This is a genomic window from Actinosynnema sp. NPDC053489, assembly GCF_044544865.1.
In the GTDB taxonomy this organism is placed as follows: domain Bacteria; phylum Actinomycetota; class Actinomycetes; order Mycobacteriales; family Pseudonocardiaceae; genus Actinosynnema.
The window spans coordinates 698016-723748 of the sequence record NZ_JBITXT010000002.1 but is presented as its reverse complement, the minus strand read 5'-3'; the positions used below and the strand labels follow the sequence as shown (position 1 = coordinate 723748).

Below are 25733 nucleotides of genomic sequence, written 5' to 3'. Positions count from 1 at the left end.
ATTTCATAGTGTTTCGGTGGTCATAGCGGTTGGGGAACACCCGGTCCCATTCCGAACCCGGTAGTTAAGCCTTCCAGCGCCGATGGTACTGCACTTGTGAGGGTGTGGGAGAGTAGGACGCCGCCGAACAATTTTTCGCCTTCAGGGGCATCCGGTTCACCGGGTGCCCCTGAAGGCTTTTTGCGTTACCGTCCGGTTGTGGCCGAGGTGACGAGACACGACGACCTGGCGGAGTTCTGGGCGTTGACCGGTGAGTTCTTCAACACGGACCCGGTGTTCCACACGATCCCGATCGCGGCGGTCGACCGCAGGCTCAACCACGCCGACCCGGACGACCTGCCCCCGCTCCTGGTCAGCGTCACGGAGGACGGAGTCCTGGTCGCCGCGGCCCTGCGCACCCCGCCGTGGCCGCTGACGTTGAGCGGGGTCGCGCCGGAGTGGGCCGAGACCGTGGCGGACGCGTTGGCCGGCGAGGTGGAGCTCACCGGCGTCAACGGCCCGCGCGAGTCGGTGGAGGCGTTCGTCGTCGCCTGGGCCGCGCGCACCGGCTGCGGTGCCCGTGAGCACATGGCGTTGCGCCTGCACGAGCTGGGCGACCTCGTGGTGCCGGACGTGCCCGGTGCGGCGCGTGTGGCGACCTCGGACGACCTGCCCCTGCTGAGCCGGTGGCGCACCCGCTTCGGCGTCGAGGCGACCGAGCAGGCCCCCGAGGGGATCAGCGACGAGCGGTCGCGGGAACTGGTGCGGATCAGCATGACGGCCGGGCACGGTCACCTGGTCTGGTACCTCGGCGACGAGCCGGTGGCGTGGGCGGCGGCGAGCGCGCCCGCGTCCGGCATGTCCCGCATCGGCCCGGTCTACACCCCGCCCGAGCACCGCCGGCACGGTTACGGCGCGGCGGTCACCGCGGCCTGCGCGTCGTGGGCCCGGGACAACGGCGCGGAGCACGTCGTCCTCTACACCGACCTGGCCAACCCGACGGCGAACTCGGTCTACCAGCGGATCGGCTTCCGGCCGGTGGTCGACTCCGCGGAGTTCGTGTTCACCCCGGCCGGTGGCTGAGCAGGTCGCCCGGCTCGCAGTCCAACGCCTCGCACAGGGCGGACAGGGTGCTGAACCTGATCGCCCTCGCCCGACCGTTCTTGAGGATCGACAGGTTGACCACGGTCACCCCGACCCGGTCGGCCAGCTCGGTCAACGTCATCCCGCGCTCGGCGAGTAGCCGATCGAGGTGCACCTGGATGCCCACGCGCTTCCTTCAAGGTCTTCGCGCATCTCCGCGCCCGTCCGCACGATCTTGCCAAGCGCGGCGACCCGAGTCCCGTGCCCACCACCCCCCACGGGCTGTTCCGCATGCGGATCGGTGCGGACGAACCGCGGAACTGCCGGAGACGGGTCGCGGTGCACGGTCACACCGTCCCTTCCAGCTCGGCCCGCATCTCAGCGCTCGTTCGCAAGATCTTCGCCAGCGAAAGCAGGGCCAAGCCGGTGACGACGGCCCACCAGGGCGCTTCCCACTCGCCGAAGAACGACAGGAAGCCGGCGTCGAACGTGACGGCGGCGTGCACGAGCGTGGTCCGCGCGATCGACTCGACCATCGCCGCGGCGGGCAGGACCCACAGCAGGTAGAGCCCGAGGCGGTGCACGCCGGCCGCCGTGCCGTCCGTGTGGATGCCGTCGCGTGCCGCGTCACGCAGGAGCTTCACCAGCAGGAACAGGCCGGCGAGCTGCGCGAGCGGTGTCGGGGCGTCGGTCAGCGCGCTCAGCACGTACTGCCACGGTGCCGGGTCGTCGACGCACAGCGCCACCCGGTCTACCCGGTCCACCCTCACGCCCGCGGCCAGGCCGACGGCCTCCGTGCCGTGCGGCCAGTTCTTCGAGATGAAGCAGACCGGGTCCAACAGGCCGATGGTCAGCCTCGTGGCGGCACCGACTCCGAACATCCCCGCGCTGATCGTCAGCACCGCCCCCACGACCCCGGTCAACGGCTCTAACGGGTTCTCCCTCGACATGACATGCCCCCCGCATATCGATTATCGATGTTATCGAGAAACGATACCCCCGAAGACCTCGCGCGTCACGGGCCGGTTGCGCGCGTGGGAGGAGAAGACCAGGGAGGTGGTCGTGTCGCCGTACCGCTGGGCCTGCTCCACGAACTCCTCCAGCTCCGCCATCGACCGGCACACCACCCGCAGCAGCCAGCAGTCGTCCCCCGTCACGTGGTCGGCGTCGCGGACCTGCGCCAGCGTCACCACCCGGTCGCGGAAGCGGGGCGTGTCGAGGCTGCGCACCCGGACCCGGACGATCGCCTCGATCGGCAGCCCGAGCCGCTGGGGGTCGACCACGGCGACGTAGCCGGTGACGATCCCGGCCTGCTCCAGCCGCCGCACGCGCTCGGTCGTCGCGGGCGCGGACAGGGAGACCCGCTTGGCCAGCTCGGTGAACGTCATCCGGCCGTCGCGCTGGAGCAGCTCCAACAACTTCCAATCCAGGTCGTCCAGTTCCACCGTGGAATCGTAAGCCGGGAGCCCGGAACGCCTTGACTTCCGCATGGGGCAGAACCCGCTGGTCGGCGACGATTTCCCCATGACGAACACGCTCCGCTTCCCCGCCGCCGACCCCGCTGCCGCCGCCGCGTTCTTCGCCGCCGAACTGGCCTTCGAGGCCGATCCCGACGACGTGGTCCGCGACCTGCGGGCCGGCACGACCGCCGGCTTCCGGTTGGTCGAGACGCGCAGCGCCGAGGCGTTCGCCCGCCTCCGCATCCCCGGCGCGATCAACCTGCCGCACTGGGACGTCGACGAGACCACCACGGCGGACTGGGACCGCGACCTGGTCTACGTCTGCTACTGCGAGAGCTTCGAGTGCAACGCGGCCACGAAGGGCGCGCTGAAGCTGTCGCGGTTGGGTTTCAAGGTCAAGCGGCTGGCCGGTGGCATCACCACCTGGCACGCGTCCGGCTACCCCGTGGAGGGTGGCGCCGCCGGGACCGCGGACCGGCCCGCGATTTCCTGTGACTGCTGATCTACCCTCGGTCGCGTGACGCGCTTGCTGGTGGTGCAACCCGACCACGACGACCCGCTCGGCCGCCTCGGCGAGTGGCTGACCGCCGCCGGGGCGGAGCTGGACGTGGTGCGGCCCTACGAAGGGCCGGTGCCGGACTCGTTGGACGGCTACCGGGGCCTGGTGGTCCTCGGGGGTGCGATGGGACCGCTGGACGACGCCGACCACCCGTGGCTCGCCGACGTGCGCCGGCTGCTGTCCCACGCGGTGTCGCGGAGGGTGCCCGTGCTGGCCATCTGCCTCGGCGCGCAGCTGCTCGCCGCGGCCACCGGCGGGCAGGTCCGGCGCAACCCGCTCGGTCCCGAGCTCGGCATGGGCCTGGTGGCCAAGCGGGACGTGGCGGGCGAGGACCCGTTGTTCGCCGACCTGCCGTGGACGCCCGACGTGCTCCAGTTCCACTTCGACGAGGTGGTGCTGCTGCCGCCGACCTCCGTGCTGCTCGCGTCGTCGCCGAAGTGCGCCAACCAGGCGTTCCGCGTCGGCGAGCACGCCTACGGGCTCCAGTTCCACATCGAGACGACACCGGAGGTGGTTCTGCGGTGGGCGGCGGGGTACTCCGGTGAGGCGGGAGGCGGGCTTCCCCGGTCGCTCGACCCGGACCGGCTCGCCGCGGGGCACGAGGACATCCAGGAGGTGTGGCAGCCGTTCGCCGAACGATTCGTGCGTCTGGCTGCCGGTGAGCTGACGATCCACCGGAGCCTGCCGCTGGTGTGATGAACGTCCATCAACACGGGTGTTCACTGCCGGGACAGGTAGCGTTCACCTTGTCGTTGTGAGGGTTCATCGGCCAGACGGGTAGCGTTTACCTCCGACTGTGTCGATTCAGTTGGAGGAATCAGCGTGGATGCCTCGCTCCTCGTCATCATCGTGGTCGTCACCGCCCTGGTGTTCGACTTCACCAACGGCTTCCACGACACCGCGAACGCGATGGCGACCTCGATCGCCACCGGGGCGCTGCGGCCGCGCACGGCCGTCGCGTTCTCCGCGGTGCTGAACCTGGTGGGCGCGCTGCTGTCGGTCGAGGTCGCCAAGACCATCTCCGGCGGGATCGTCGACGACGCGGCGATCACGCCCGCCATCGTGTTCGGCGGGTTGGTCGGCGCGATCATGTGGAACCTCGTGACCTGGTACGTGGGGTTGCCGTCGAGTTCGTCGCACGCCCTGTTCGGCGGCCTGATCGGGGCGACCTGGGTCGCGGCGGGCGCGGACGCCGTGCACTTCGCCAAGGTCGTGGACAAGGTGGTGGCGCCGGCGATCGCCGCGCCGCTGGTCGCGGGCATCGTGGCGCTGCTGGCCACCTACCTGACCTACCGGCTGACCAGGCGGGCGCGGAAGTCCGTGACCGACAAGGGGTTCAAGGCCGGTCAGATCGCCTCGGCCGCGCTCATGTCGCTGGCGCACGGCACGAACGACGCCCAGAAGACGATGGGCATCATCACGCTCACGCTCATCACCGCGGGCACCCTCGCCCCCGGCTCGGAACCACCTCTTTGGGTGATCCTGAGCGCGGCGGTCGCGATCGCGCTCGGCACGTACCTCGGCGGGTGGCGCATCACCCACACCCTGGGCAAGGGCCTGACCACGATCGAGGCGCCCCAGGGGTTCGCCGCGCAGACCAGCGCGGCCACCGTGATCATGGCCTCCTCGCACCTGGGCTTCGCGCTGTCCACGACCCACGTGGCGTCCGGCGGCATCATGGGCTCCGGCCTGGGCCGGGAGCGCGGCGGCGTGCGGTGGGGCGTGGCGGGTCGGATGGCCGCGGCCTGGGGGTTGACGCTGCCGGCGGCGGGCCTGGTCGGCGCGCTCGCGGGCAAGGTGGCGTCCCTGGGCACGGTGGGCGTGGTGGCCGTCGCGCTGGTCGGCATCGGGGTGTCGGTGGTGATCTGGCTGCTGTCGCGCCGCGAGCCGGTGCGGCCCGAGCACGTGGTGGACGAGATCGCGGCGCAGGCCGAGACGCACAAGGTGGCGGCGTGAAGATCGACTGGGCGGCGTTGGGCACCGTGTTCGGGGTGAGCCTCGCGGTGGTGCTGGGGCTCGTGCTGCTGTTCTCGGGCGGCCTGCGGGCCTGGTCGGCGCGGGAGGTGGCGCAGGAGCGGCAGGCGTCGACGGCGCTGCCGACGGTCGCCGCCGCGGCCTGCCTGCTGGCGTGCGTGACCGTAGTGTTGTTCGGCATCTACTTGATCGTGGCTGCCTGAGGCCCCCTCGGGGCTCGGGGCGGACTACGGTGTTCGTCGATGACCGATCCAGCCCGCCACCCCACGTCCCCCGCGCGGTTCGGCCTGACCGAGGATCGCAGCGGTGACCACCTGCGCGCCGCGGGCTGGTGGGAGGGACGGCGACCGACCGAGGGCAACGAGCCGATCCTGGTGGCGTTGTCCCGCAGCCCCGACCCGGACCTCGCGCTGCGCGGGGTCGACCGGCTGCGGGAGGCGGCGGGCGACCGGTGGCCGGAGCTGGCCGCGGCACTGCGGGACGACGAGGCGCTGCGCGGTCGGCTGCTGGCGGTGCTCGGCTCGTCCACCGCGCTGTCGGACTTCCTGGTCGCCAACCCCGACCGCTGGCGCGGCCTGGCCGACGACGAGCCGGTGGACAGCGGGTCGTTCGCGCCGGCCCTGCTCGCCGCGGTCGACGGGCTGACCGAAGCGGAGGCCGTGCGGGCGCTGCGGGTCGAGTACCGGGCGCTGCTGTGCCGGATCGCCGCCGTCGACCTCGCGCACGTGGTCGAACCGGAGCAGCGGTACGTCAACTACGACGACGTCGTCGGCCTGCTGTCGGACCTCGCGGTGGCCGCGTTGCGGGCGGCGCTGGACGTGGCCGCGCGGCAGGTGCCGCGGTCGGACGAGTGCCGGCTCGCGGTGATCGCGATGGGCAAGTGCGGCGCGCGGGAGCTGAACTACGTCAGCGACGTCGACGTGGTGTTCGTCGGCGAGGGCGACCTGGCCGTGGCGACCCGGCTGGCGGGCGCGGTGATGCAGGTCGCGGGCCGGGCGTGCTTCGAGGTGGACGCGGCGCTGCGGCCCGAGGGCAAGGCCGGCGCGCTGGTGCGCACGCTGGACGGCCACGCCACCTACTACCAGCGGTGGGCGCGCACGTGGGAGTTCCAGGCGCTGCTCAAGGCCCGGCCGGTCGCCGGTGACGAGGAGCTGGGCCGCCGCTACATGGACGTGGTGCGCCCCCTGGTGTGGACGGCCGCGGAACGCGAGAACTTCGTGCCCGACGTGCAGGCCATGCGCCGCCGCGTCGAGGACCACGTGCCCGTCGACCTGACCGACCGGGAGCTGAAGCTCGGTCGCGGCGGGCTGCGGGACGTCGAGTTCGCCGTGCAGCTGCTGCAGCTCGTGCACGGTCGCGGTGACGAGGAGCTGCGCATCACCACGACCACGCAGGCGCTGGCCGCGTTGGGGCGCGGTGGGTACATCGGTCGCGCGGACGCCGCCGACTTCGGCCGCGCCTACCGGTTCTTGCGCACGCTGGAGCACCGGCTGCAGTTGCAGCGACTCCTGCGCACGCACCTGTTCCCCGCGGACGACGACGTGGCGGCGCTGCGATGGCTGGCGCGCGCGTCCGGGTTGCAGGCCGAGGGCGGGCTGTCGGAGAGCCAGGTGCTGCTCGCCGAGTTCCGCAAGCGCGCCAACCAGGTCCGCAGGCTGCACGAGAAGCTGTTCTACCGGCCGCTGCTGCAGGCCGTCGCGAACGTGCCGACGGAGGCGCTGCGGCTGACCACGTCCCAGGCGGCGGCGCGGCTGGCCGCGCTCGGCTACGCCGCGCCCGACGGCGCGTTGAAGCACATCGAGGCGCTGACCAGGGGCGTTTCCCGGCGGGCGCGGATCCAGACGGCGCTGCTGCCGGTGCTGCTGGACCTGTTCGCGACCACCCCGGACCCCGACCGGGGCCTGCTGGCCTACCGGAAGGTGTCCGAGGCGCTGGCCGAGACGCCCTGGTACCTGCGGCTGCTGCGCGACGAGGGCACGGTGGTCGACCGGCTGGCCGCGCTGCTGGGCACGTCCAAGCTGGTGCCGGACCTGCTGGTGCGCGCGCCCGAGGTGCTGCCGCTGCTGGCCGACACCGACGCGCTCGTCGGCCGCGACCCGATGGCCATCGGCAACCCGCTGCGCAGCGCCGTGGCCCGGTACAGCGACCTGGAGCGCGCGGTCACCGCCGCCCGCTCGTTGCGCCGGCAGGAGCTGCTGCGGGTCGCGTCGGCGGACCTGCTGGGGCTCGTGCCGCTGCGCACGGTGTGCGTGTCGCTGTCCGAGGTGTGGGTGGCGGTGCTGCAGGCGGCGCTGGACGCGGTGGTGCGGTCGGCGGGCGAGCCGTCGGCGGCGATCGCGGTCATCGGCATGGGCCGGCTCGGCGGTCGCGAGCTGGGGTACGGCTCGGACGCCGACGTGATGTTCGTGTGCGAGCCGGTGCCGGGCGTGAGCGACGCGGACGCCGCCCGGTACGCGTCCTCGGTGGTGGAGAAGGTGCGGCAGCTCCTCAGCGCGCCCAGCCAGGACCCGCCGTTGCAGGTGGACGCCGACCTGCGGCCCGAGGGCAGGCAGGGGCCGCTCGTGCGCACGCTCGACTCCTACCGCGCCTACTACGCGCAGTGGGCCGAACTGTGGGAGGCCCAGGCGCTGCTGCGGGCCCGGGTCATCGGCGGCGACCCGGACCTGGGCGCGCGGTTCATCGAGATGGTCGACCCCGTGCGCTACCCCGCGAAGGGCCTCGACGCGAACGCCGTGCGGGAGATCCGGCGCATCAAGGCGCGCGTCGAAGCGGAACGGCTGCCGCGCGGCGCGGACCCGACCACGCACACCAAGCTGGGGCGCGGCGGGCTCGCCGACGTCGAGTGGACCGTGCAGCTGCTCCAGCTCCAGCACGCGTTCGAGGTGCCCGGGCTGCGCACGCCGTCGACCGTGCGCGGGCTGCGTGCGGCGACGGAGGCGGGGCTGGTGTCCGAGGACGACTCGGCGGCGCTGACGGACGCGTGGGTCATGGCGACCCGGGCGCGCAACGCCGTCATGCTGGTCCGGGGCAAGGCGGCCGACCAGCTCCCCGCGGTCGGGCGGGACCTGGCGGCGGTGGCGTCGGCGATGGGGCACGCGGGCGACCCGGGCGAGTTCCTCGACTCCTACCAGCGCACCACCCGGCGTGCGCGGGCCGTGATCGAGCGCATCTTCTACGGGTCCTGAACACTGGGGTCCGTGAAAGCGATCGCGCAGACCGAATTCGGAGATGCCGACGTCCTCGTGGTGCGGGAGCTGCCGGACCCGCCGATCGCGCTGGACCAGGTGCTGGTCGAGGTGCGCGCCGCCGGGGTGAACCCGGTCGACCGGCTGGTGCGCATGGGGTACGTGGCGGCCTCGGTGCCGCACCACTTCCCGCTCGTCCCGGGGTGGGACGTGGCCGGGGTGGTGCGCGCCGTCGGACCGGCGGTGGACGGCTTCGCCGTCGGTGACGAGGTGTTCGGCTACCAGCGCAAGGACCACGTGCAGCACGGCACGTACGCGGAGCTGATCGCCGCGACCGAGCGGGGGTTGGCGCACAAGCCCCCGTCGCTGTCGTGGGAGGAGGCGGGCGGGCTCGCGCTGACCGGGCTGACGGCGTTGCAGGCGTTGCGCAAGGTCGGGGTGACGTCCGGGGACACGGTGCTCGTGCACGCCGCCGCCGGCGGTGTCGGTCACCTGGCCGTGCAGGTGGCGCGCATCCTCGGCGCGTCCCGGGTCATCGGGACCGCGTCGGCGCGCAACCACGACTTCCTGCGTTCCCTGGGCGCGGAGCCGGTGTCCTACGGGGACGCGCTGGTCGACAACGTGGCCGAGCTGGTCGGCGGCGACGGGAAGGTCGACGTGGCGTTCGACTGCGTGGGCGGTGCGGCGCTCAACGACTCGCCCGCGCTGGTGCGCGACCCGTCCCGGATCGTGTCCATCGTGGACACCAACGTGCTGGAGCTGGGCGGGCGGTACGCCTACGCCAAGCCCGTGCGGGCCGACCTGGACTGGTTGGCGGAGCAGGCGGGCTCCGGGGCGCTGCGGGTGGAGGTGCAGCAGGCGTTCCCGCTGGAGCAGGCCGCGGAGGCGCACCGGCTGCTGGAGGGCAAGCACGTGCGCGGCAAGGTCGTGCTGGTCGTCTGAGCCGGTGAAGGGCCCCCGTCACGGGGGCGAGGGCCCTTCGGCGGGTCACTCCTCGTGCGGGACCGAGGTGAGCAGTTCGACGATCCACTCCTCGACGAGCGTGTCGTCGGACTCCTCGTCGGCGACGAGGCGGTTCGACACCCGGACGCCGAGGCCGAGCACGTCGGCGGCGCCGATCGCCTCGATCGCCTCGGCGGCGGAGTCGAAGATGTTGGTGGACAGCACCTGGGCGGGGGTTGCGACGTCATCAGACACGGCGCGACCCTAACCGCCCGCCACGTCCGGCGGGCGGGCAGCCCTGGTGTGGACGGCGTGTCGGCGCAGGGTCACGCACCGTCGATGGCGGGCTGCGGACCATTGACTACCGGTGTTCCCCATGCCGAGACTAACGGCGCTCAGGGGGGAGCCACCCGTTCGCACGCGCACCCGGACTCAAGGACGTCATGGCCGAGGGAACCCACCGCAAGAAGAGCAGCGCGGTCCTGAGGATCGGCTTGGTCGTGCTCGGCGTGCTGGTGCTGCTCGGGGTGGTGCAGGCGGTCACCACCGGCACGGTCGGCGTCGGCGCGGTGAGCGTCACCCTGCGTGAGACCACCCCGCGTGAGACCACTCCTGCCGCCGTCGCTCCGCCGAGTACCGGTCCGGTCGAGTGGGACGGTGCGGTGGGCGGAGTGTCGTCCGAGCCGTCCGGGGGAGCCGCGCCGTCGCCGAGCGGGGAGGCCGAGGTGGTCACCGGTTCGTGGAAGCAGGCGCGCGGGCTGCTCACCGTGGAGGTCACCAGGGTCGAGAACGCGGCCGGCCGACTCCGCCTCTTCGTCACCGCGGTCAACGCGAGCACGGCGCGGATGGACCTGCCCGTGGCGTCGATCTCGGTGGTCGACGACAAGGGGGGCGACTACGGCGTGTCGCCGTCCTCGAGCCGGTGGCCGGTGTCGATCGCGCGGAACGCGAGCGTGAACGGTGTGCTCGAACTGGACCGCGAGGTCGGCGCGGGCGGTGGGGCGGTGTCGTTGACGTTCGCGGGGATCATCGGCCAACTCGCCCCCACGGGCGGCTCCGTGACCGTTCCGGACATCCCGATCCCGAGGTAGCCCGGCCGCCCGGTGGGTTCAAGTGGATAGGTGCTCGTTGATCACCGATTCGAGGTAGTCGGCGGTGATGGGGCGGGGAACGCCGATGTCGGCGATGAGTTGGGCGAAGTCTTCGCGGGCCTGGGCGAGGCTGAGGGGTGCCGTTCGGGTCTCCGCGCACGACGTCGGCGTCGTGGTCGTCCTGACCGTCGTCCCAGAAGCACACCTCGCATATGTCGTAGTCGCCGCGCGAGTCGAGCGTGTGGTAGCCGCAACACGGGCAGACGACCTTGCCGGATCCGCTGTTGCCGGGCGTCACCGTGGGCGTCGTGTCGGGCATGGGACATCCTCGCGCCTTCGGCCGGTCGGAGGTAGTGGATCGAACCGCAGGGCGACGAGGCGACGTGAAAGGCGAAAGGCCGTGGACCGGGCGACTGTGGTGGTCGCCCGGTCCACGGCCTGTGGAAGCGTTCAGCGGGTCTGAGCCTCGCGTCAATCGCACGTCGTAGGACTGCCAGCGGTTGGCGGCTACCTGCGGTTCGCCCCGTCGTACTATGCCTGACCTGCTCGTACCCCTCGACGTTCACCATCGTTGACCAACGCTCATCTACGTCTGACGACCTGATCATGCTGCACCCTTAATCGAGCGATGCAGGGTCGGTTCATTCAATGTTCCACTGTGTTTATCCGACTCAGAGGATTTCTTGACTCGTTGTCGGAGTTCTCGGTCGGCGTACTCCTTCGCGAATCCCGGGAAGTTCTGAAACTCCTTTCTGAGTGCTTTGATTTCGTATGCGTCCGACGGAACTCCGATCACATTTATTGCGGCTTGGGTCGCCACGAATTTGTCGATAACTCGCGTTCGGAGGCCGCCAAGACCTGCGGCATTGGAGAAGCTTTCGATATCATCACTCATGTTTACGGTCTACTGGTCCGCGATATTGCGACCTATGTTATGTTCCGACAGCTGAAGCTTCATATTCCACCGCGATCGGAAATCACCTCGGAAATTCGCTCGTTCGGTCATACTGGTCCGCCCGTGCGGAGTCACGGTTGCTGGGTTAAGCGATGCTCTGATGTCTGCCAAGCTGCTCGGTTGCCAGGCGGCGGAGCCGTCGCGGCAGTCGATCGCCGTGTCCAGCGCTGGAAGCCGTGTGACCACGCGATCGCCTCGACCCTGGTGGCTGGAAGTGGCTTGATTACGGTTCGGGCCTGTGTGGCTCGCCGCTTTCCCAACCACACGCACCGGGATGCGGGGAGTCGGTGTAAACATGAGAAACGACTGGCCGCGCGTCGCCGCAGGCGGCGCCTTGATCCCATACAGGAGAATTCAGCAGCGGCTACGACAGGTTGACGCCGTCGTGAGCACGGGTGTGCAGCTCGGTCTCGAAGGCGTCGGTCACTCGCACCGCGTATGCCGGTGACATTGCTTCGCGGACCTCGTCCAGCGTCATCCAGCGGACTTCGGTCGCCTCGTCGGTGACCTGGCCGGGCCCGCTGAGCGGTGCACAGCGGTAGACCAAGGCGACGACGCCGCGCTGAATGTTCTTGTAGACGCCGGTCAGGCGCTCGACCCGCACCGACATGCCGGTCTCCTCCAGCACCTCGCGCCTGACGCCCTCCTCGAACGTCTCGGCTACCTCCAGCACTCCGCCGGGTGGCTCCCAGTGACCGTTGTCCCTGCGGCGGATGACGAGCACTTGGCCCACATCGTTGACCACGATTCCGGCGACGCTGACCGAATGACGCGGCGTGTCAGCCATTCTTCCGCTTTCGTCGCTGAGTGGACCTGCGGGGCACGGACGCGGGCGGTGGACGCGTTGTTCGAGCAGAGGTTGTGTGACCGCTGCAACGACCGAGGGCCGGGCGACTGTGGTGGTCGCCCGGCCCTCGGCCCGTGGAAGCGTCAGCGGGACAGAGCCCCGCGCCGATCACACGTCGTAGTACAGCGCGAACTCGTAGGGGTTCGGGCGCAGGCGCAGCGGGTCGATCTCCTGCTCGCGCTTGAACGAGATCCAGGTGTCGATGACGTCCGGCGTGAAGACGCCGCCCTCCAGCAGGAACTCGTGGTCCGCTTCGAGGTTGTCCAGCACCGCGTCCAGGGACGCCGGCACCTGCTTGACGTCGCGGGCCTCCTCGGGCGGCAGCTCGTAGAGGTCCTTGTCGATCGGGGCCGGCGGCTCGATCTTGTTCTTCACGCCGTCCAGGCCGGCCATCACCATGGCCGAGAACGCCAGGTACGGGTTGCCCGACGAGTCGGGGCAGCGGAACTCGATGCGCTTGGCCTTCGGGTTGTTGCCGGTGATCGGGATGCGCACGCACGCCGAGCGGTTGCGCTGGGAGTAGACCAGCGACACCGGGGCCTCGTAGCCCGGCACCAGGCGGTGGTAGGAGTTCACCGTCGGGTTGGTGAACGCCAGCAGCGACGGCGCGTGGTGCAGGATGCCGCCGATGTAGTGGCGCGCCGTGTCCGACAGGCCCGCGTAGCCGGACTCGTCGTGGAACAGCGGCTGGCCGTCCTTCCACAGCGACTGGTGGGTGTGCATGCCCGAGCCGTTGTCGCCGAACAGCGGCTTCGGCATGAACGTGACGGTCTTGCCGGCGTGCCACGCGGTGTTCTTGATGATGTACTTGAACAGCATCAGGTCGTCCGCCGCGTGCAGCAGCGTGTTGAACTTGTAGTTGATCTCGGCCTGGCCGCCGGTGCCCACCTCGTGGTGCGCGCGCTCGACCGTGAAGCCGTTGGCCTCCATGTTGAGGACCATCTTGTCGCGCAGGTCGGCGTAGTGGTCGGTCGGCGTGACGGGGAAGTAGCCGCCCTTGTACTTGACCTTGTAGCCGCGGTTGCCGCCCTCCTCCTCACGGCCGGTGTTCCACCAGCCGGAGACCGCGTCGATCTCGTGGAAGGAGGCGTTCGCGGTGGTGTCGAAGCGCACCGAGTCGAAGATGTAGAACTCCGCCTCGGCACCGAAGTACGCGGTGTCGGCGATGCCCGACTCGGCGATGTACTGCTCGGCCTTGCGCGCGATGTTGCGCGGGTCGCGGCTGTACGCCTCGCGGGTGAACGGGTCGTGCACGAAGAAGTTGACGATCAGCGTCTTCTCGATCCGGAACGGGTCGAGGCGCGCGGTGTACAGGTCGGGCAGCAGCAGCATGTCCGACTCGTGGATCGACTGGAAGCCGCGGACCGACGAACCGTCGAACGCGAGGCCCTCGGCGATGGCGTCGGCGTCGAACGCGGAAGCGGGGAGCGTGAAGTGCTGCATCACGCCGGGCAGGTCGCTGAAGCGGACGTCGATGAACTTCACGCCCTCGTCGGAGATGAACTTCAGGACCTCGTCGGGATTCTTGAACACCCTCGTCGACTCCTCTGCTGCGGTGGGGGCGTGGTTGTACGCCGCTGCGTGGTGCGGCCTGCCATCGTGGCGAAACTAAGACCGCGGTGTTGCCCAGCCGTCACCCGCGTGTTTCGCCAGTGTTAACGGGCGCTCCGGGTCGGGCAACCCGACCGCCGCTCCTCACCCGCTGAGCACGGCCTTACTCTGGAGGGGTGAGCAAGTGGACCGGATCGTGGCTGTCAGGACCCCGCTCGGCGTTGGAACCCGGCGCCGACTCCGGTGACGGTACCGGGCAGCGGTGGCGGGGCGAACGCCTCGGCCTGCCCCGGACCGGTCCCGGCTCGGTCGCGTCCACCGGCCGGCGCGCGATCGCCATCCTGGTCGACTTCCTGCTCTCGGCCGGCGTGGCCGGGCTGTTCACCATGCCCGACCTGCCCCGCAACTGGAGCCTCGCGGCCTGGTTCGGCATCACCGTCGTCGCGGTCGGCTTCTTCGGCTTCACCCCTGGTCACGCCCTGTTCGGGCTGCGGGTCGCCCGGTTGGACGGCTCGCCGACCGTCGGCGTCCCGCGGGCGCTGGTGCGGACGGCGTTGATCTTCCCGATCATCCCGGCCGTGGTCTGGGACGCCGACGGCCGGGGCCTGCACGACAAGGTCGTCGGCACCGTCGTGATCCGCGTCCGCTGACCGGCCCGGCAACGGCTCAGGCCCGCCCCGGACGACTGCCGGAACGGGCCTGAGCTGCCGGGGAGTCCGGCGACGCGACTCAGCGACGGCGCATGGCGCGCTGCACGTTGCGCATCTTCGCGCCCTGGGGCATCGGCCCCTTGGGCAGCGCCGCGCCGCGGCTGGCCAGCGCCGCCAGCCGGTTGTCGATCGTGTCGACCTGGGCGGGCGAGATGTTGCGCGGCAGCTTCATCAGGTGGCCCTGGAGCTTGCGCAACGGCACCTGGCCGTCCTCCGAGCCCACGACGACGTCGTAGATCGGCGTGTCGCCGACCACGCGCGACACCCGCTTCTTCTCCTGCGCGAGCAGGTTCTTCACCCGGTGCGCCGCGCCCTCCGCGACCAGCACCACGCCCGGCCGGCCGAGCACCCGGTGCACCATGTCACCGCTGGTCGTGCCCGCCACCGCCTGCGTCACGCGCCACTTGCCGCGCAGGTTGTCCAGCGCCCACGCCGCCGCGCCCGGCTGGCCGTCCGCCTTCGCGTACACCGTGCGCTGCACCCGGCGGCCGAACACGATGACCGCCAGCAGCGCGCCGACCGCGATGCCCATGGGCAGCAGCACCCACTGCATGTCCCAGATGAGGCCGATCAGGAACGCCGCGGCCGTCGCGCCCAGCAGGCACGCCAGCATCAACGGCACGAGCGCCTTGTCCTCGCGGCGCTGCATCTTGAACGCCTCGAAGATCTGGCTGCGCTTCGCCTTCGATGCCGCGCGCCGAGCCTTCGCCGCTTCCTTGGAGGCCGCCTTGGCAGCCGCCTTGTCCTGCTTACCAGCCATGCCGACCAGGATACGGCGCGGCGCGTCGCCCCATGACAGGAGTACTTGCCCTCCTCTGCGAGGATGCAGCGCATGGACCGGCTGCTGGACGGATTGGACCCGGAACAGCGCGCCGCCGTGGAAGCACCGCGCGGCCCGGTCTGCGTGCTCGCGGGTGCCGGCACCGGCAAGACCCGGACCATCACGCACCGCATCGCGCACCTGGTCCAGCGCGGTCACGTGGCCGCGGGCCAGGTCCTCGCCGTCACGTTCACCGCACGTGCCGCGGGGGAGATGCGGACCCGGCTGCGGGCGCTCGGCGTGCACGGCGCGCAGGCCCGCACGTTCCACGCCGCCTCGCTGCGGCAGCTGCGCTACTTCTGGCCGCGCGTGGTCGGCGGCCGGCAGTGGGAGCTGATCGACCGCAACAAGCTGCGGCTGGTCGCGCAGGCCGCCAACCGCGCCGGCCTGTCCACCGAGTCCGATTCGCTGCGCGACCTCGCCGGCGAGATCGAGTGGGCCAAGGCATCGCTGGTCGCGCCCGACGACTACCCCAACGCCGCCGGCCGCACGAGCCGCGACACGCCCGCACCGGCCGAGCAGGTGGCTCAGGTCTACCGGACCTACGAGGAGCTGAAGAACCAGGCGCAGCTGCTCGACTTCGACGACCTCCTGCTGCACACCGCGGCGGCGCTGGAGGAGCACGGCGAGGTCGCCGAGGAGTTCCGCGACCGGTACCGGTGCTTCGTGGTGGACGAGTACCAGGACGTCACGCCGTTGCAGCAGCGCGTGCTGGACGCGTGGCTGGGTGAGCGCGACGACCTGACCGTGGTCGGCGACGCGAACCAGACCATCTACTCGTTCGCGGGCGCCTCGCCGCGTCCGCTGCTGGACTTCCCGCGCCGGTTCCCCGAGGCCGTGGTCGTGCGGCTGGAGCGGGACTACCGGTCGACGCCGCAGGTCGTGGACCTGGCCAACGAGGTGATCAAGTGGGCGCGCGGCCGTCCGGCCGGGTCGCGGCTGCGGCTGATCGGGCAGCGGCCGGACGGCCCGAAGCCGACGTTCGGCGAGTTCGACGACGAGACGCTGGAGGCCGCCGCCGTCGCCCGGCGGGTCAAGGCGCTGCTGGACGAGGGCGTGCCCGCCAGCGAGATCGCCGTGCTCTACCGCGTGAACGCCCAGTCCGAGGTGTTCGAGCAGGCGCTGGCCGAGGTCGGCGTGCCGTACCAGGTGCGCGGCGGCGAGCGGTTCTTCCAGCGGGCCGAGGTGCGGCAGGCGATGGTGGCACTGCGGTCGGCGGCGGCGCAGGAGCCGACCGGCGAGCTGCCGAAGGTCGTGCGCGAGGTGCTGGCCGGCGTCGGCCTGACCGACGAGCCGCCCGCCGGCGGGACGGCGCGGGAGAAGTGGGAGTCGCTGCTCGCGCTGGTGGAGCTGGCCGAGGAGCTGGTCACCGCCGTGGCCGGCGCGGACCTGCCCAAGTTCGTCGCCGAGTTGGAGCTGCGCGCCGAGGCGCAGCACCCGCCGACCGTGGAGGGCGTGACGCTGGCGTCCCTGCACGCGGCCAAGGGCCTGGAGTGGGACGCGGTGTTCCTCGTCGGCCTGGTCGAGGGGACGCTGCCGATCCAGCACGCCGACGGCGACGACGCGGCGGTCGAGGAGGAGCGCCGGCTGCTGTACGTGGGCGTGACGCGGGCGCGTGAGCACCTGTGGCTGTCGTGGGCGTTGGCGCGGGCCGCGGGTGGTCGCCGCTACCGGCGGCGCAGCCGGTTCCTCTACGGGCTGGTGCCCGAGGACCACCCGGCGTCGCGCACGGCGGTGGCCAAGCGCGAGCCGTTGCAGAAGCGGCCCAAGCCGCTGTGCCGGGTGTGCGGGTCGGCGTTGGTGGACTCGCGGTCGATCAAGCTGAGCCGGTGCGCCTCCTGCCCGTCCGACGTGGACGAGGAGCTGCTGACCAAGCTGCGGGCGTGGCGGGCGGACCGGGCGCGTGAGCTGAAGGTGCCCGCCTACGTCGTGTTCACCGACGCGACCCTCGTGGCGATCGCCGAGCAGCGGCCCGAGGACGTCGCCGGGCTGGTGGCGATCTCCGGCATCGGCGCGGCGAAGCTGGACCGGTTCGGCGACGACGTGCTGGCGCTCGTGCGCGGCGGTCGCTGAGCCTCCCGACCGGCGGGCGCTGCGCCCACCCGCTCGGCCCACCCGCTGCGCCCGTCCGCTCGGCCGCCCGCTCGGCCCGCCGGCGTTGCCGACCGGCGAGCGGTGGGGCTTCTCGGCCCGGCTGTCGGCGTTGCCCGCCGGCGGGCGGTCGCCTCCGTCCGTGTGGTCGCGTCCTGGCGCTCTGTGCAGGGCAAACGCGGAATCTTCACTCGATCGACAGGTATTTGGAAAAACCGGTTGCACCCGTCCCGCGCGGGGTCATAACCTGCTCAGGCCGGGCGCGGAGCGCCCGCTGGGGATTCAAGAGTTGGCAGTCGAGACGAGACACCCGAGGAGGTGACCGGTCGTGAACACTCCGATGTGCTTCGAGACGCCCGGTTACCTGATGACCAGGGCTGTCGCGATTTCCGGCGCCACTCACGTCGCGGGGGAGAAGTCTGCCCGCGATCGCCACGCCCTCAAGTGGGGTGTCGAGCGAGTTCAGCTGATCCAGGTGCCGGTGCCGTTCGCGCCGACCGTTGTCCCGACTCAGAACGTTGCGCCGTCCGCGCACGAGCGAAGTACCTGACGACCTCGTAGTCAGGCCACGAAGCTCACGAAGGCCGCGGACCCGTAACCGGATCCGCGGCCTTCGTGCTGTTCAAACCGTTTTTCCAGGTCAAACCCCGTGCAAGACCCGTGACAGGAGTCCACCTGATGTTGACCGCGACCGTCCCCATAACCGGGACGTTGTCCACCGAGTCGGAGCTGACGGGAGCGGGTGTCGCGTCCCTGATCGACACCGCGCCCGACGCCGGCTTGGAGCTTCCTTGCCGCACCAACAACCCCGACCTGTGGTTCGCCGACGCGCCGGCGGAGCTGGAGGAGGCGAAGAGGTTCTGCGCCACCTGCCCCGTGATCGCGGAGTGCCTGGCCGGTGCGCTGGCCCGGCACGAGCCCTGGGGGGTCTGGGGCGGCGAGATCTTCGAGCGGGGCGCGGTGATCGCGCGCAAGCGGCCCCGCGGGCGTCCGCGCAAGGACGCCGCACCTGTTGTTCCCGCGGCGCCCGCCGCGACCGTTGACCGGGGGGCTGACGACCAGGAGGCCGCCGCGTGACCACCTACCGATCCACCGCAGACGAGACGATGTTCGTCGAGATCAACCCCAAGGGGAACCCCATGCTGCTCGAAGAAAACCTGGCCAGATCCCGAATGCACGACGCGGAGATATTCGCGCGACAGCATCGGCTGGCCCACCGGCTCGTCGTCGCCCGCAGGTGGCGCCGGCTGGCCGGTTGGGCCCAGCGCAGGGCCGCCCAGAAGGCCCACGCGATCTGACGCGCGAGCGGCCCGCCCTCCCCGTCCCGTGACGGGGAGGGCGGGCCTCCGCCGTTCCGCTCGGAGGACCGGACCCGCCGTCGGTACCGTTCGCGTGTGGCAGCCCACTCTCACAACCACGCCCACACCCACGACGGGATCGACTGGTCGTCCCGCCTGACCATGCTGCGGCAGGCCGACGAGCTGGACGCCGAGGCCCGGCGCGTGGTGGCGCGCAGACTCGTCCGCGCGCTGCCCGAGCAGCCGACCGTGCTCGACGTCGGCTGCGGCGCCGGCGGCATGAGCGTGGCGCTGGTCGAAGCGCTCTCCGCCCGGGGCGGTGGCACCGTCGTGCTGGTGGACGCCACCCCCGAGCTGCTGGACGCCGCCACCGCGGCCGCCCGCGCGGCGGCCGCCCACGTGGGCGACACGACCACGGCGACCGTCCGGGTCCGGCCGGTGCTGGCCGACCTCGCCACCGAACGCGCGGCCGGGATCGCCGGGCCCGCGCAGCTGGTGTGGGCGTCGAACGTGGTGCACCACCTGCCTGACGAGCGCGCGGCCGTGGTCGGGTTGATCGAGGCGGTCGCGCCCGGCGGTTGGCTGGCGCTCGCCGAGGGCGGGTTGAGCGGCAAGTTCCTCCCCTACGACCTGGGTGTCGGTGAGCCGGGCCTGCAGGACCGGCTGTCGGCGGCACGGGCCCAGTGGTTCGTCCGGATGCGCGAGAACACCACCGACTCGGTGCGCATGAGCGGCGGCTGGAACCTCGCGCTCTCCGCCGGCGGCCTGGTGGACGTGACCGCGTTCAGCTACCTCGTCGACCACCCCGCGCCGCCCGGGCCGGCCGTGCGGGACTGGGCCGTGAACCAGCTGAAGTGGTACGACGAGGGCGTGGGCGACCTGCTGCACCCCGCCGACCGCCGGACCGTGCGCCGGCTCCTCGACCCGCACGACCCCGCGTTCCTCGGGCTGCGCGACGACGTGTTCCTGCTGACCGCCAACACCGTCCACCTCGGACGCAAGCCGTGACCGGCACGTGCGCCCGGTGCGGGCGGACCCGCTCGTCCGTGACCGACCCGGTCGAGCTGCTGGCGTGGGTGCGCCAGCGGGAGCGGGGCGTCGACCAGTGGCTGTGCCACGTGTGCGCGCGGGAGCACGTCCGCGACATCGAGGGCAAGCTGCCGTCCGACTACTGGTCCGGCTGACGGACCGAGGTCGTGTCACCCGTGACCGGGTGGCCGTCCTCGGCGACCGGGACGAGCCGCGGCACGACCGCCCCGTGCTCGTCCACCAGGACCGAGTGCGGCTCGCCCGGAGCGAAGGCGTGCCGCTCACCCCACTGGCGCAGCGTGACGATCACCGCGAACAGGTCCTTGCCCGCCGGGGTGAGCGCGTACCTGAGGCGCTTGCCCGACGGTGCCTGGACCTGCGTGACCAGGCCGTGGGCCGTCAGCTTGCGCAGCCGGTCGGTGAGGATGTTGCGGGCGATGCCCGTGCTCTGCTGGAAGTCGGTGAACGAGCGGGGGCCGTCCATCGCGTCCCGGATGATCAACAGGCTCCACCGGTCCCCGACCACGTCCACCGCCCGGGCGACCGGGCAGACGGGATCCGTCCACGCGAGGCCCTGCCCCGCCACGTCCAGGGATGCCACCACCCCTCCAATCAGTTGCGTATTGAAACCATACTGACCTACTCTCGCTAAGAGTTGCAATTTGCAACCAAATTAGGGGGTGGTGTGGGTGGGTCGCGGGACGAGGCTGGTGCTCGCGGTGGTGTGCGCGGTGGCGGTCGCCGGTGTCTACGCCGGGCAACCGGTGCTCGGCCCGATGGGTACCGACCTCGGTATGGCCCGCGATTCGGTGGGGTGGTTGGTGGCCGTCGGCCAGCTCGGCTACCTCGCCGGGCTGGTGCTGCTGGTGCCGTTGGGCGACCTGCTCGACCGGCGGGCGTTGGTCGCCGGGCACCTGGGGGTGTTGGCCGTCGGCCTGGCGGTCACGGCGGTCGCGCCGGTCGCCTGGGTGGCGTTCGGCGGCCTGGCCGTCACGGGGCTGTCCGCGGTGGTCGTGCAGACCGCGGTCGCCTACGCGGCGGCCCTCTCCCCGCCGCACGAGCGCGGGCGCAACCTGGGTGTCGTCACCTCCGGGGTGGTGGTCGGGATCCTCGGTGGCCGGGTCGTCACCGGTGCGGTGGCGGACCTGTGGGGGTGGCGCGGCGGGTACCTGGCCCTGGCGGTGTCGGCCGGGGTCCTCGGCGTGCTCGCCCTGACCGCGCTGCCGGCGGACGTCCGGGACCGGGGTCGGGGGTACGGGCGGGTGCTCCGGTCCCTGGGCCGGCTGTTCGGGCAGCCGGTGTTCCTCGGTCGGGGGCTGATCGCGTTCTTCCTGTTCGCCTCCTTCGGTGCCTTCTGGAGTGGCATGGCGCTGCCCCTGGCCGCTGAGCCGTGGCGGTTGAGCGAAGGGCAGGTCGGGCTGTTCGGGTTGGCCGGTCTGGCGGGTGCCCTGGGCGCCGCGCGGTCCGGGCGGTGGGGCGACGCCGGGCACGCCGGCCGGGTCACCGGCGTCGCGCTCGTGCTGCTGGTCGGATCGTGGTTGGTGATCGGTCAGCTGGGCTGGTCGCTGGTCCTGGCGGCCGTGGGCGTGATCGTGCTCGACTTCGCCGTCCAAGCCGTGCACGTCAGCAACCAACACACCTTGACCAGCGCTTACCCGGATCGCACCAGCAGCACCATCGGCGGCTACATGGTCTTCTACTCCCTTGGCTCGGCGTTCGGGGCGGCCGCGACGACGGCCCTGTTCGACAGTGCGGGTTGGCCTGCCTCCACCGCCCTCGGCGCAGGGCTCGCGCTCTGCGCACTGGCCACCTGGGCCCTGACCCGCCGCACGACCAGCCGTCGGGAGCGGCACCTGGTCGGGTCGGGCTGAATCCTGCGGCTCCGGCTGGAGTGCGGGGACTCGTGGGAGCTCGCCCGGTGCCGGCGGCCAAGGGGCTTGGGGAGTGGGCCGCCCGCGACCACGCGGCCCGGTGGAGCGTGCGGCTCGGTGACGGCACCGGAGAGTCGCGGGGGCGGGGGCGGGTCGGGCTGGTGACCGCGCCGTGTGGTGCAGGGTCGGTGGTCAGCGGAGGAGGGGGTAGAGGAGCCGCAGGGCGGCCCTGGCGGTGGCGGTGCCGCGTCTGCTGCCCGCAGCCAGCTCCTCGGTCAGGGTGGTGACCGTGCACAGGCCCGAGCGGATCGCGGTGGCCAGCAGGTGGTGCTGGCGTAACGGGTCCGGGTCGTGGCGGGCCGCGTCCAGGGCGGCCCTCGCCGGGTCGGCCAGGGGGAGGCCCGAGCGCAGCACCACGCGCGGCGGGCGGGTGGTGCGTTCCAGCAGCACGTGCTCCGGGCAGGCGCGGCGGGCGGTGGCCGGTTGCAGCAGGTGGACGCGCGGCGGGGGAGACAGGGATCGCAGGCCGTGCGCGTGCAGGGCGTCAACGCCCGTGACCACGGCCTTCGGGCCCGCGTAGGCGAGGGCGGCGCGCAGCCGCTGCGCCCGGGTCGGCGGGGAGGCGCTGAGCAGCAGCACGCCCGGCAGGATGCGCTGCCACGGGCCGCCGGGGCGGCACTTCAGGTCGATGACGTAGGCCGGCACGCCGGCCGCTCGCAGGTCCGCTGCCTTGATCACGAGGTCCATGGGGTTGATCCTCCGGTGGTCGCGGAGGAGGTGCCACGGCCTGTGGGTGATCTGTGGACAAGTCGACGAGCCCTGTGGACAGCTCAGTCGTCGAAGCCCGGCTGCCACCGGGCAACGATGGCCCTGGCCTGCACGTTCGCGTCGAGCTGGCAGAGGATGCCCGTCGCGCCCAGCGTCACCCTGTGGATAAGCAGGTACTGCGGGGGCAGGTTCAGCGACCGGCCCGTCTGCGAGTCGGGGCTGCGCAGGTCGCCCACGCGCTCCGCCTGCTTCTGCAACCACCGCCGGGTGAAGTGGAACGTCTCCGCCCGCAGCGGCTCGACGAACGGGGCCAGGTAGTTCAGCACGTCCTCGGCGTGCAGCTCCGTCCCGGGCCGGATGAACCGCTCCGACCGCAGCAGCTCCACCAGGTCCGCCGACCGGCCGTCCAGCGCCAGCCTGGTCATCAGCCCGAGCGTCCTGGGCAACCCGTCGGGCAGCCGCGCCACCGCGCCGAAGTCGAGCACGCGCAGCCGGCCGTCCGCGCCCAGCATGAAGTTGCCGGGGTGCGGGTCGGCGTGCAGCAGCCCCGACCGGCTCGGCGCGGAGAAGTGGAACTCCGACAGCAGCTGCCCGGCCAGGTCCCGCTCGGCCCGCTCGCCCTCCCGGATGATCCGCGACAGCGGCGTGCCGTCGGTCCACTCCGTGACCATCACCTTCGGCGAGCTGGCCACCACCCGCGGCACGAGCACGCGCTCGTCCCCGTCGAACGCCTTCGCGAAGACCCGCTGGTTGGCGGCCTCCGTCCGGTAGTCCAGCTCCTCCAGGTACCGGTCCCGCAGCTCCTCGAGCAGCGGCTTCACCTCGGCACCGGGCATGATCGCCTGCAACACGCGGCTGAACCGCAGCAACGTGTTCAGGTCGCTCTGCAACGCCTCGTCCGCGCCGGGGTACTGCACCTTCACCGCCACGTCCCGGCCGTCGTGCCACACGGCCCGGTGCACCTGCCCGATGCTCGCCGACGCGGCGGGCGAGTCGTCGAACGACGCGAACCGCTTCGCCCACCCCGACCCCAGCTGCTCGGCCAGCACCCGGTGCACGGTGCGCGAGGGCATCGGCGGCGCGGCCGTCTGGAGCTTGGTCAGCGCCTCCCGGTACGGCTCGGCCAGCTCGTCCGGCACCGCCGCCTCGAACACGCTCAGCGCCTGCCCGAACTTCATGGCACCGCCCTTGAGCTGCCCGAGCACCGCGAACACCTGCTCCGCGGTCTTCGCCGACACCTCGGCGCTGACCTCCTCGGAGCTGCGGCCGGCCAGGCGCTTGCCCCAGCCGCCCACCACCCGGCCCGCCACCCCGAGCGGGAGGCTGGCCAGCTTGGCGGTGCGCTGCACGGCCTTGCGCGGGATCTCGCTCACCCGGTGATCCTCCTCCCGCCCGTCCACGCGGTCGCGCTCGTCCACTCCCCTCCCCAGAACCTACACAGCTCCACCTGAGGGCGGATCACGTCGCGGAACGGCACTCGCAGCGCGGGTGCACCGGCGCTATCCGGTGCCCGACCACCCCGGCGAACGCGTCGACCTCCAGCGTCGCGTCCCACGTCGGCGGCCTCGTGCCCGGCTCGGACCGGTCCAGCGCCAGCAACGCCTGGCCGACCGCCACGCCCGCGGTCGCCGTGACCGTCGCCAGGTCGGCGTGCTGCGGCCGGTCGACGAGCTGCGCGGCGAGCACCGGCCACGCCGGGTCCGCGTCGGCCTCGTGCCGGTCCGCGCACCGCAGGCAACTGCTCCTACCAGGCACGACCAGCGGCCCGACCACGCCGACGCCCTCGCGGACCCGCACCGCGAGGTGCGGCGTGCCGTCCTCGACCAGCCGGTGCAGCAGCTCCGGCGCGGGCACCAGCGCGTCGGCCAGCACCACCAGGTCGGCCGCGCGCCCCACCGGCCGCACCGTCGGGCACGCCCGCCGCACGGCGTCCCGCGCGGCCTCCGCGCGCGGCCTGCCGACGTCCGCCTCGACGTACCCCGACCCGGTGTCCTCGGGCCCGACGCGACCCCGCGCGACCACTCGAACGTGTGCCACCCCGGAGGCCGCGAGGAGCGCCGCGACGGTGACCGCGAGCCGCCCCTCCCCGTGCACGACGACGGACCGGGCGGCACGGGCGGCGGGCAGCCCGGCGGCGCGGTGCCGGGTCCGCAGCGCCCACCCCGTCGCCTCCGCGGCGAGCCGGGGGTGCGGCACGGGCACCGAGTCCTCCACCAGGCCCGCCCGCACCAGGCCGTGCAGGACGCCGGTGAACTCGGCGGCCTGGCGACCGTGGCCGGCCAGCCGTTCACGCAGGTCGGAGAGGGTGTGATGGCCGTCGAGGCCGAGCAGGACGGACGCCATCGGTTCGGGCACGTCCTCCACGAGCACGGCGTGCCGCGGGTCCGTGCCGATCTGGACCACGTCGGCCCGGCGGCGCAGCAGCGGCAGGCCGGGCAGGACCCTGGGGCGGTTGGGCAGCTCCACACCGGCAGCCTGCCCGCGGCGGCCCGGACGGCAAAACGCCTGTCCACAGGCTCGACCGTGATCCACAGATGTCGGAAATCGCCTTGACGGGCGGCCGGGCGCGACGACGCCCCGGCCACCCGCCGGCGATCAGACCTTCGCCTTGCCGAGGATTCGGGTCACCGTGGTGCCGCAGACCGGGCACTTGCCCTTGGCCATCCTGCGGTTGTTGCTCTCGTGCACCTCGCCCGTGAAGTCGCGCTTCTCACGGCACTTGACGCAGTAGCCGTTGTAGGTCTCGGCCACGGCTTCCTCCTCGCTTCGAGAGTGCGGGGCGATCTGCGCCACACTCGGGGGTTGCGCTGAACGCTACCTCCGGGAACGCGCCTCCGCTGCACGCCGCGTCGAGCGTGTCCAGCCGCCTTTCGGTGGAACCTGCTGGTCCGTCCCTCCACGCACCGCCGCTTGGCCGCCGCGGATTGTCGGTCCGTGGCCTTACCGTGAACGCCATGCCCGAACCGCAGGTGGAGGTGCGGCGCAGCGCCCGGCGCCGTCGCATGGTGAGCGCGTACCGCGAAGGGGACACGGTCGTGGTCCTGCTGCCGGCCCGCATGAGCAAGAGCGAGGAGAAGCACTGGGTCGCGGAGATGCTGAGCCGCTTGCAGCGCAGCGAGACCCGCAGGCGCTCGCCCTCCCGCACGTCCGACGCCGCGCTGCTGGCGCGGTGCGAGGAGCTGTCGGACAAGTACCTGGACGGCGTGCGGCCGAGCAGCGTGCGCTGGGTGCCGCCGATGCGCACGAGGTGGGCGTCCTGCACGCCCAGCGAGGGCACCATCCGGATCAGCGAACGGCTCCGCGACGTGCCCGCCTGGGTGCTCGACTACGTGCTGGTGCACGAGCTGGCCCACCTGGAGGTGCCCGGGCACGGCAAGGACTTCTGGCTGCTCGTGCACCGGTACCCGAAGGCCGAGCGGGCCGTCGGCTACCTGGAGGGCCTCTCGGCCGCGGCGGGCCTGGGCATCACGGAGGAGGACTGAGGTGACGGCGGTACCCGCGAAGTCGCGGCGGGCGCGAC

31 protein-coding genes and 1 rRNA gene are annotated in these 25733 nt (G+C 72.0%); 18 read left to right on the top strand and 14 right to left on the bottom strand.

The annotated features are described in order from the left end of the window. Window positions 1–12 precede the first annotated feature (12 nt). Together rrf and ACIGNX_RS06505 are read left to right on the top strand one after the other, a co-directional pair. Window positions 13–129, top strand: a 5S ribosomal RNA gene (rrf, locus tag ACIGNX_RS06510). A 78-nt stretch (window positions 130–207) separates the two neighbouring features. Further along, the gene (locus tag ACIGNX_RS06505) at window positions 208–1062 is read left to right on the top strand and encodes a GNAT family N-acetyltransferase (protein ID WP_396536964.1); all 855 of its coding nucleotides are present in this window, start codon (window positions 208–210) and stop codon (window positions 1060–1062) included. Here the strand turns inward: ACIGNX_RS06505 and ACIGNX_RS06500 are convergent. From ACIGNX_RS06500 to ACIGNX_RS06490, 3 genes are all read right to left on the bottom strand, one after another. Continuing rightward, window positions 1043–1249 (bottom strand): helix-turn-helix domain-containing protein, encoded by a 207-nt coding sequence (locus ACIGNX_RS06500; RefSeq protein ID WP_396536962.1) that lies wholly within the window; start codon window positions 1247–1249, stop codon window positions 1043–1045. The two genes, ACIGNX_RS06505 and ACIGNX_RS06500, sit on opposite strands and share 20 nt — an antisense overlap. 160 nt (window positions 1250–1409) lie before the next feature. Then, window positions 1410–1943, bottom strand: coding sequence for a hypothetical protein (locus ACIGNX_RS06495; RefSeq protein ID WP_396536960.1), 534 nt, complete (start codon window positions 1941–1943; stop codon window positions 1410–1412). Window positions 1944–2042: 99 nt separating this feature from the next. Continuing rightward, window positions 2043–2507: an Lrp/AsnC family transcriptional regulator gene (locus tag ACIGNX_RS06490; RefSeq protein WP_396536958.1), complete on the bottom strand. Its 465-nt coding sequence runs from the start codon at window positions 2505–2507 to the stop codon at window positions 2043–2045. A 79-nt stretch (window positions 2508–2586) separates the two neighbouring features. Here ACIGNX_RS06490 and ACIGNX_RS06485 point away from each other — a divergent pair, with 79 nt between their 5' ends. The 6 genes from ACIGNX_RS06485 to ACIGNX_RS06460 all read left to right on the top strand — a co-directional run bounded on the left by ACIGNX_RS06485 (window position 2587) and on the right by ACIGNX_RS06460 (window position 9182). Next, window positions 2587–3024: a rhodanese-like domain-containing protein gene (locus tag ACIGNX_RS06485; RefSeq protein WP_396536956.1), complete on the top strand. Its 438-nt coding sequence runs from the start codon at window positions 2587–2589 to the stop codon at window positions 3022–3024. A gap of 15 nt (window positions 3025–3039) precedes the next feature. Then, the gene (locus ACIGNX_RS06480) at window positions 3040–3777 is read left to right on the top strand and encodes a type 1 glutamine amidotransferase (protein WP_396536954.1); all 738 of its coding nucleotides are present in this window, start codon (window positions 3040–3042) and stop codon (window positions 3775–3777) included. Between the two features lie 126 nt (window positions 3778–3903). Beyond that, complete coding sequence (locus tag ACIGNX_RS06475) at window positions 3904–5037, top strand: anion permease (RefSeq protein WP_396536952.1); 1134 nt, start codon at window positions 3904–3906, stop codon at window positions 5035–5037. Continuing rightward, window positions 5034–5258 (top strand): hypothetical protein, encoded by a 225-nt coding sequence (locus tag ACIGNX_RS06470; RefSeq protein WP_396536950.1) that lies wholly within the window; start codon window positions 5034–5036, stop codon window positions 5256–5258. Before ACIGNX_RS06475 ends, ACIGNX_RS06470 begins: the two co-directional genes overlap by 4 nt. 39 nt (window positions 5259–5297) lie before the next feature. Next, window positions 5298–8240 (top strand): bifunctional [glutamine synthetase] adenylyltransferase/[glutamine synthetase]-adenylyl-L-tyrosine phosphorylase, encoded by a 2943-nt coding sequence (locus ACIGNX_RS06465; protein WP_396536948.1) that lies wholly within the window; start codon window positions 5298–5300, stop codon window positions 8238–8240. A 12-nt stretch (window positions 8241–8252) separates the two neighbouring features. After that, complete coding sequence (locus ACIGNX_RS06460; protein WP_396536946.1) at window positions 8253–9182, top strand: NADP-dependent oxidoreductase; 930 nt, start codon at window positions 8253–8255, stop codon at window positions 9180–9182. Window positions 9183–9227: 45 nt separating this feature from the next. Here ACIGNX_RS06460 and ACIGNX_RS06455 read toward each other — a convergent pair whose 3' ends face one another. Beyond that, complete coding sequence (locus ACIGNX_RS06455) at window positions 9228–9437, bottom strand: hypothetical protein (protein ID WP_396536944.1); 210 nt, start codon at window positions 9435–9437, stop codon at window positions 9228–9230. A gap of 188 nt (window positions 9438–9625) precedes the next feature. Between ACIGNX_RS06455 and ACIGNX_RS06450 the strand changes: the two genes are divergently transcribed. After that, window positions 9626–10273, top strand: a complete 648-nt coding sequence (locus tag ACIGNX_RS06450) for a hypothetical protein (RefSeq protein ID WP_396536942.1) — start codon at window positions 9626–9628, stop codon at window positions 10271–10273. On the opposite strand, the gene ACIGNX_RS06445 is transcribed toward ACIGNX_RS06450, so the two are convergent. The 4 genes from ACIGNX_RS06445 to glnA form a co-directional block, all read right to left on the bottom strand. Further along, window positions 10209–10592, bottom strand: coding sequence for a CPCC family cysteine-rich protein (locus tag ACIGNX_RS06445; protein WP_396536941.1), 384 nt, complete (start codon window positions 10590–10592; stop codon window positions 10209–10211). The two genes, ACIGNX_RS06450 and ACIGNX_RS06445, sit on opposite strands and share 65 nt — an antisense overlap. A gap of 285 nt (window positions 10593–10877) precedes the next feature. Further along, window positions 10878–11168 carry a hypothetical protein gene (locus tag ACIGNX_RS06440; protein WP_396536939.1) on the bottom strand — a complete coding sequence of 97 codons (291 nt, stop codon included), beginning with the start codon at window positions 11166–11168 and terminating at the stop codon, window positions 10878–10880. Between the two features lie 424 nt (window positions 11169–11592). Then, on the bottom strand, window positions 11593–12015 hold the full coding sequence (locus ACIGNX_RS06435) for an NUDIX hydrolase (RefSeq protein ID WP_396536937.1): 423 nt from the start codon (window positions 12013–12015) through the stop codon (window positions 11593–11595). A 168-nt stretch (window positions 12016–12183) separates the two neighbouring features. After that, entirely contained in the window at window positions 12184–13608 is a 1425-nt protein-coding gene (gene glnA / locus ACIGNX_RS06430; protein WP_396536935.1) for a type I glutamate--ammonia ligase, read from the bottom strand. 194 nt (window positions 13609–13802) lie between these two features. Between glnA and ACIGNX_RS06425 the strand changes: the two genes are divergently transcribed. Beyond that, entirely contained in the window at window positions 13803–14276 is a 474-nt protein-coding gene (locus tag ACIGNX_RS06425; RefSeq protein WP_396536933.1) for an RDD family protein, read from the top strand. 79 nt (window positions 14277–14355) lie between these two features. Here ACIGNX_RS06425 and ACIGNX_RS06420 read toward each other — a convergent pair whose 3' ends face one another. After that, window positions 14356–15096, bottom strand: a complete 741-nt coding sequence (locus tag ACIGNX_RS06420) for a DUF4191 domain-containing protein (RefSeq protein ID WP_396536931.1) — start codon at window positions 15094–15096, stop codon at window positions 14356–14358. 63 nt (window positions 15097–15159) lie between these two features. On the opposite strand from ACIGNX_RS06420, the gene ACIGNX_RS06415 reads away from it, so the two are divergent. The 6 genes from ACIGNX_RS06415 (at window position 15160) to ACIGNX_RS06390 (ending at window position 19729) form a co-directional block, all read left to right on the top strand. After that, window positions 15160–17229, top strand: a complete 2070-nt coding sequence (locus ACIGNX_RS06415) for an ATP-dependent DNA helicase UvrD2 (protein ID WP_396536929.1) — start codon at window positions 15160–15162, stop codon at window positions 17227–17229. 346 nt (window positions 17230–17575) lie between these two features. Then, entirely contained in the window at window positions 17576–17797 is a 222-nt protein-coding gene (locus ACIGNX_RS06410) for a hypothetical protein (RefSeq protein WP_396536927.1), read from the top strand. Window positions 17798–17925: 128 nt separating this feature from the next. After that, on the top strand, window positions 17926–18324 hold the full coding sequence (locus ACIGNX_RS06405) for a WhiB family transcriptional regulator (protein ID WP_396536925.1): 399 nt from the start codon (window positions 17926–17928) through the stop codon (window positions 18322–18324). After that, the gene (locus ACIGNX_RS06400) at window positions 18321–18545 is read left to right on the top strand and encodes a hypothetical protein (RefSeq protein WP_396536923.1); all 225 of its coding nucleotides are present in this window, start codon (window positions 18321–18323) and stop codon (window positions 18543–18545) included. Before ACIGNX_RS06405 ends, ACIGNX_RS06400 begins: the two co-directional genes overlap by 4 nt. Window positions 18546–18641: 96 nt before the next feature. Continuing rightward, window positions 18642–19553 (top strand): class I SAM-dependent methyltransferase, encoded by a 912-nt coding sequence (locus ACIGNX_RS06395; RefSeq protein WP_396536921.1) that lies wholly within the window; start codon window positions 18642–18644, stop codon window positions 19551–19553. 38 nt (window positions 19554–19591) lie between these two features. Next, entirely contained in the window at window positions 19592–19729 is a 138-nt protein-coding gene (locus tag ACIGNX_RS06390) for a hypothetical protein (protein WP_396536919.1), read from the top strand. On the opposite strand, the gene ACIGNX_RS06385 is transcribed toward ACIGNX_RS06390, so the two are convergent. Beyond that, complete coding sequence (locus ACIGNX_RS06385) at window positions 19714–20175, bottom strand: winged helix-turn-helix transcriptional regulator (RefSeq protein ID WP_396536917.1); 462 nt, start codon at window positions 20173–20175, stop codon at window positions 19714–19716. The genes ACIGNX_RS06390 and ACIGNX_RS06385 overlap by 16 nt on opposite strands. An 88-nt stretch (window positions 20176–20263) precedes the next feature. Here ACIGNX_RS06385 and ACIGNX_RS06380 point away from each other — a divergent pair, with 88 nt between their 5' ends. After that, complete coding sequence (locus ACIGNX_RS06380) at window positions 20264–21445, top strand: MFS transporter (RefSeq protein WP_396536915.1); 1182 nt, start codon at window positions 20264–20266, stop codon at window positions 21443–21445. A gap of 192 nt (window positions 21446–21637) precedes the next feature. On the opposite strand, the gene ACIGNX_RS06375 is transcribed toward ACIGNX_RS06380, so the two are convergent. The 4 genes from ACIGNX_RS06375 to ACIGNX_RS06360 all read right to left on the bottom strand — a co-directional run bounded on the left by ACIGNX_RS06375 (window position 21638) and on the right by ACIGNX_RS06360 (window position 24964). Next, window positions 21638–22192, bottom strand: coding sequence for a hypothetical protein (locus ACIGNX_RS06375; protein ID WP_396536913.1), 555 nt, complete (start codon window positions 22190–22192; stop codon window positions 21638–21640). Window positions 22193–22275: 83 nt separating this feature from the next. Beyond that, window positions 22276–23586, bottom strand: coding sequence for an ABC1 kinase family protein (locus ACIGNX_RS06370; RefSeq protein WP_396536911.1), 1311 nt, complete (start codon window positions 23584–23586; stop codon window positions 22276–22278). 85 nt (window positions 23587–23671) lie between these two features. Next, window positions 23672–24679: a ThiF family adenylyltransferase gene (locus ACIGNX_RS06365; RefSeq protein WP_396536909.1), complete on the bottom strand. Its 1008-nt coding sequence runs from the start codon at window positions 24677–24679 to the stop codon at window positions 23672–23674. A 129-nt stretch (window positions 24680–24808) separates the two neighbouring features. Next, window positions 24809–24964, bottom strand: coding sequence for a DUF5679 domain-containing protein (locus ACIGNX_RS06360; protein WP_015098458.1), 156 nt, complete (start codon window positions 24962–24964; stop codon window positions 24809–24811). Between the two features lie 203 nt (window positions 24965–25167). Between ACIGNX_RS06360 and ACIGNX_RS06355 the strand changes: the two genes are divergently transcribed. Next, window positions 25168–25695: a M48 family metallopeptidase gene (locus ACIGNX_RS06355; RefSeq protein ID WP_396536906.1), complete on the top strand. Its 528-nt coding sequence runs from the start codon at window positions 25168–25170 to the stop codon at window positions 25693–25695. Window positions 25696–25733 lie beyond the last annotated feature (38 nt).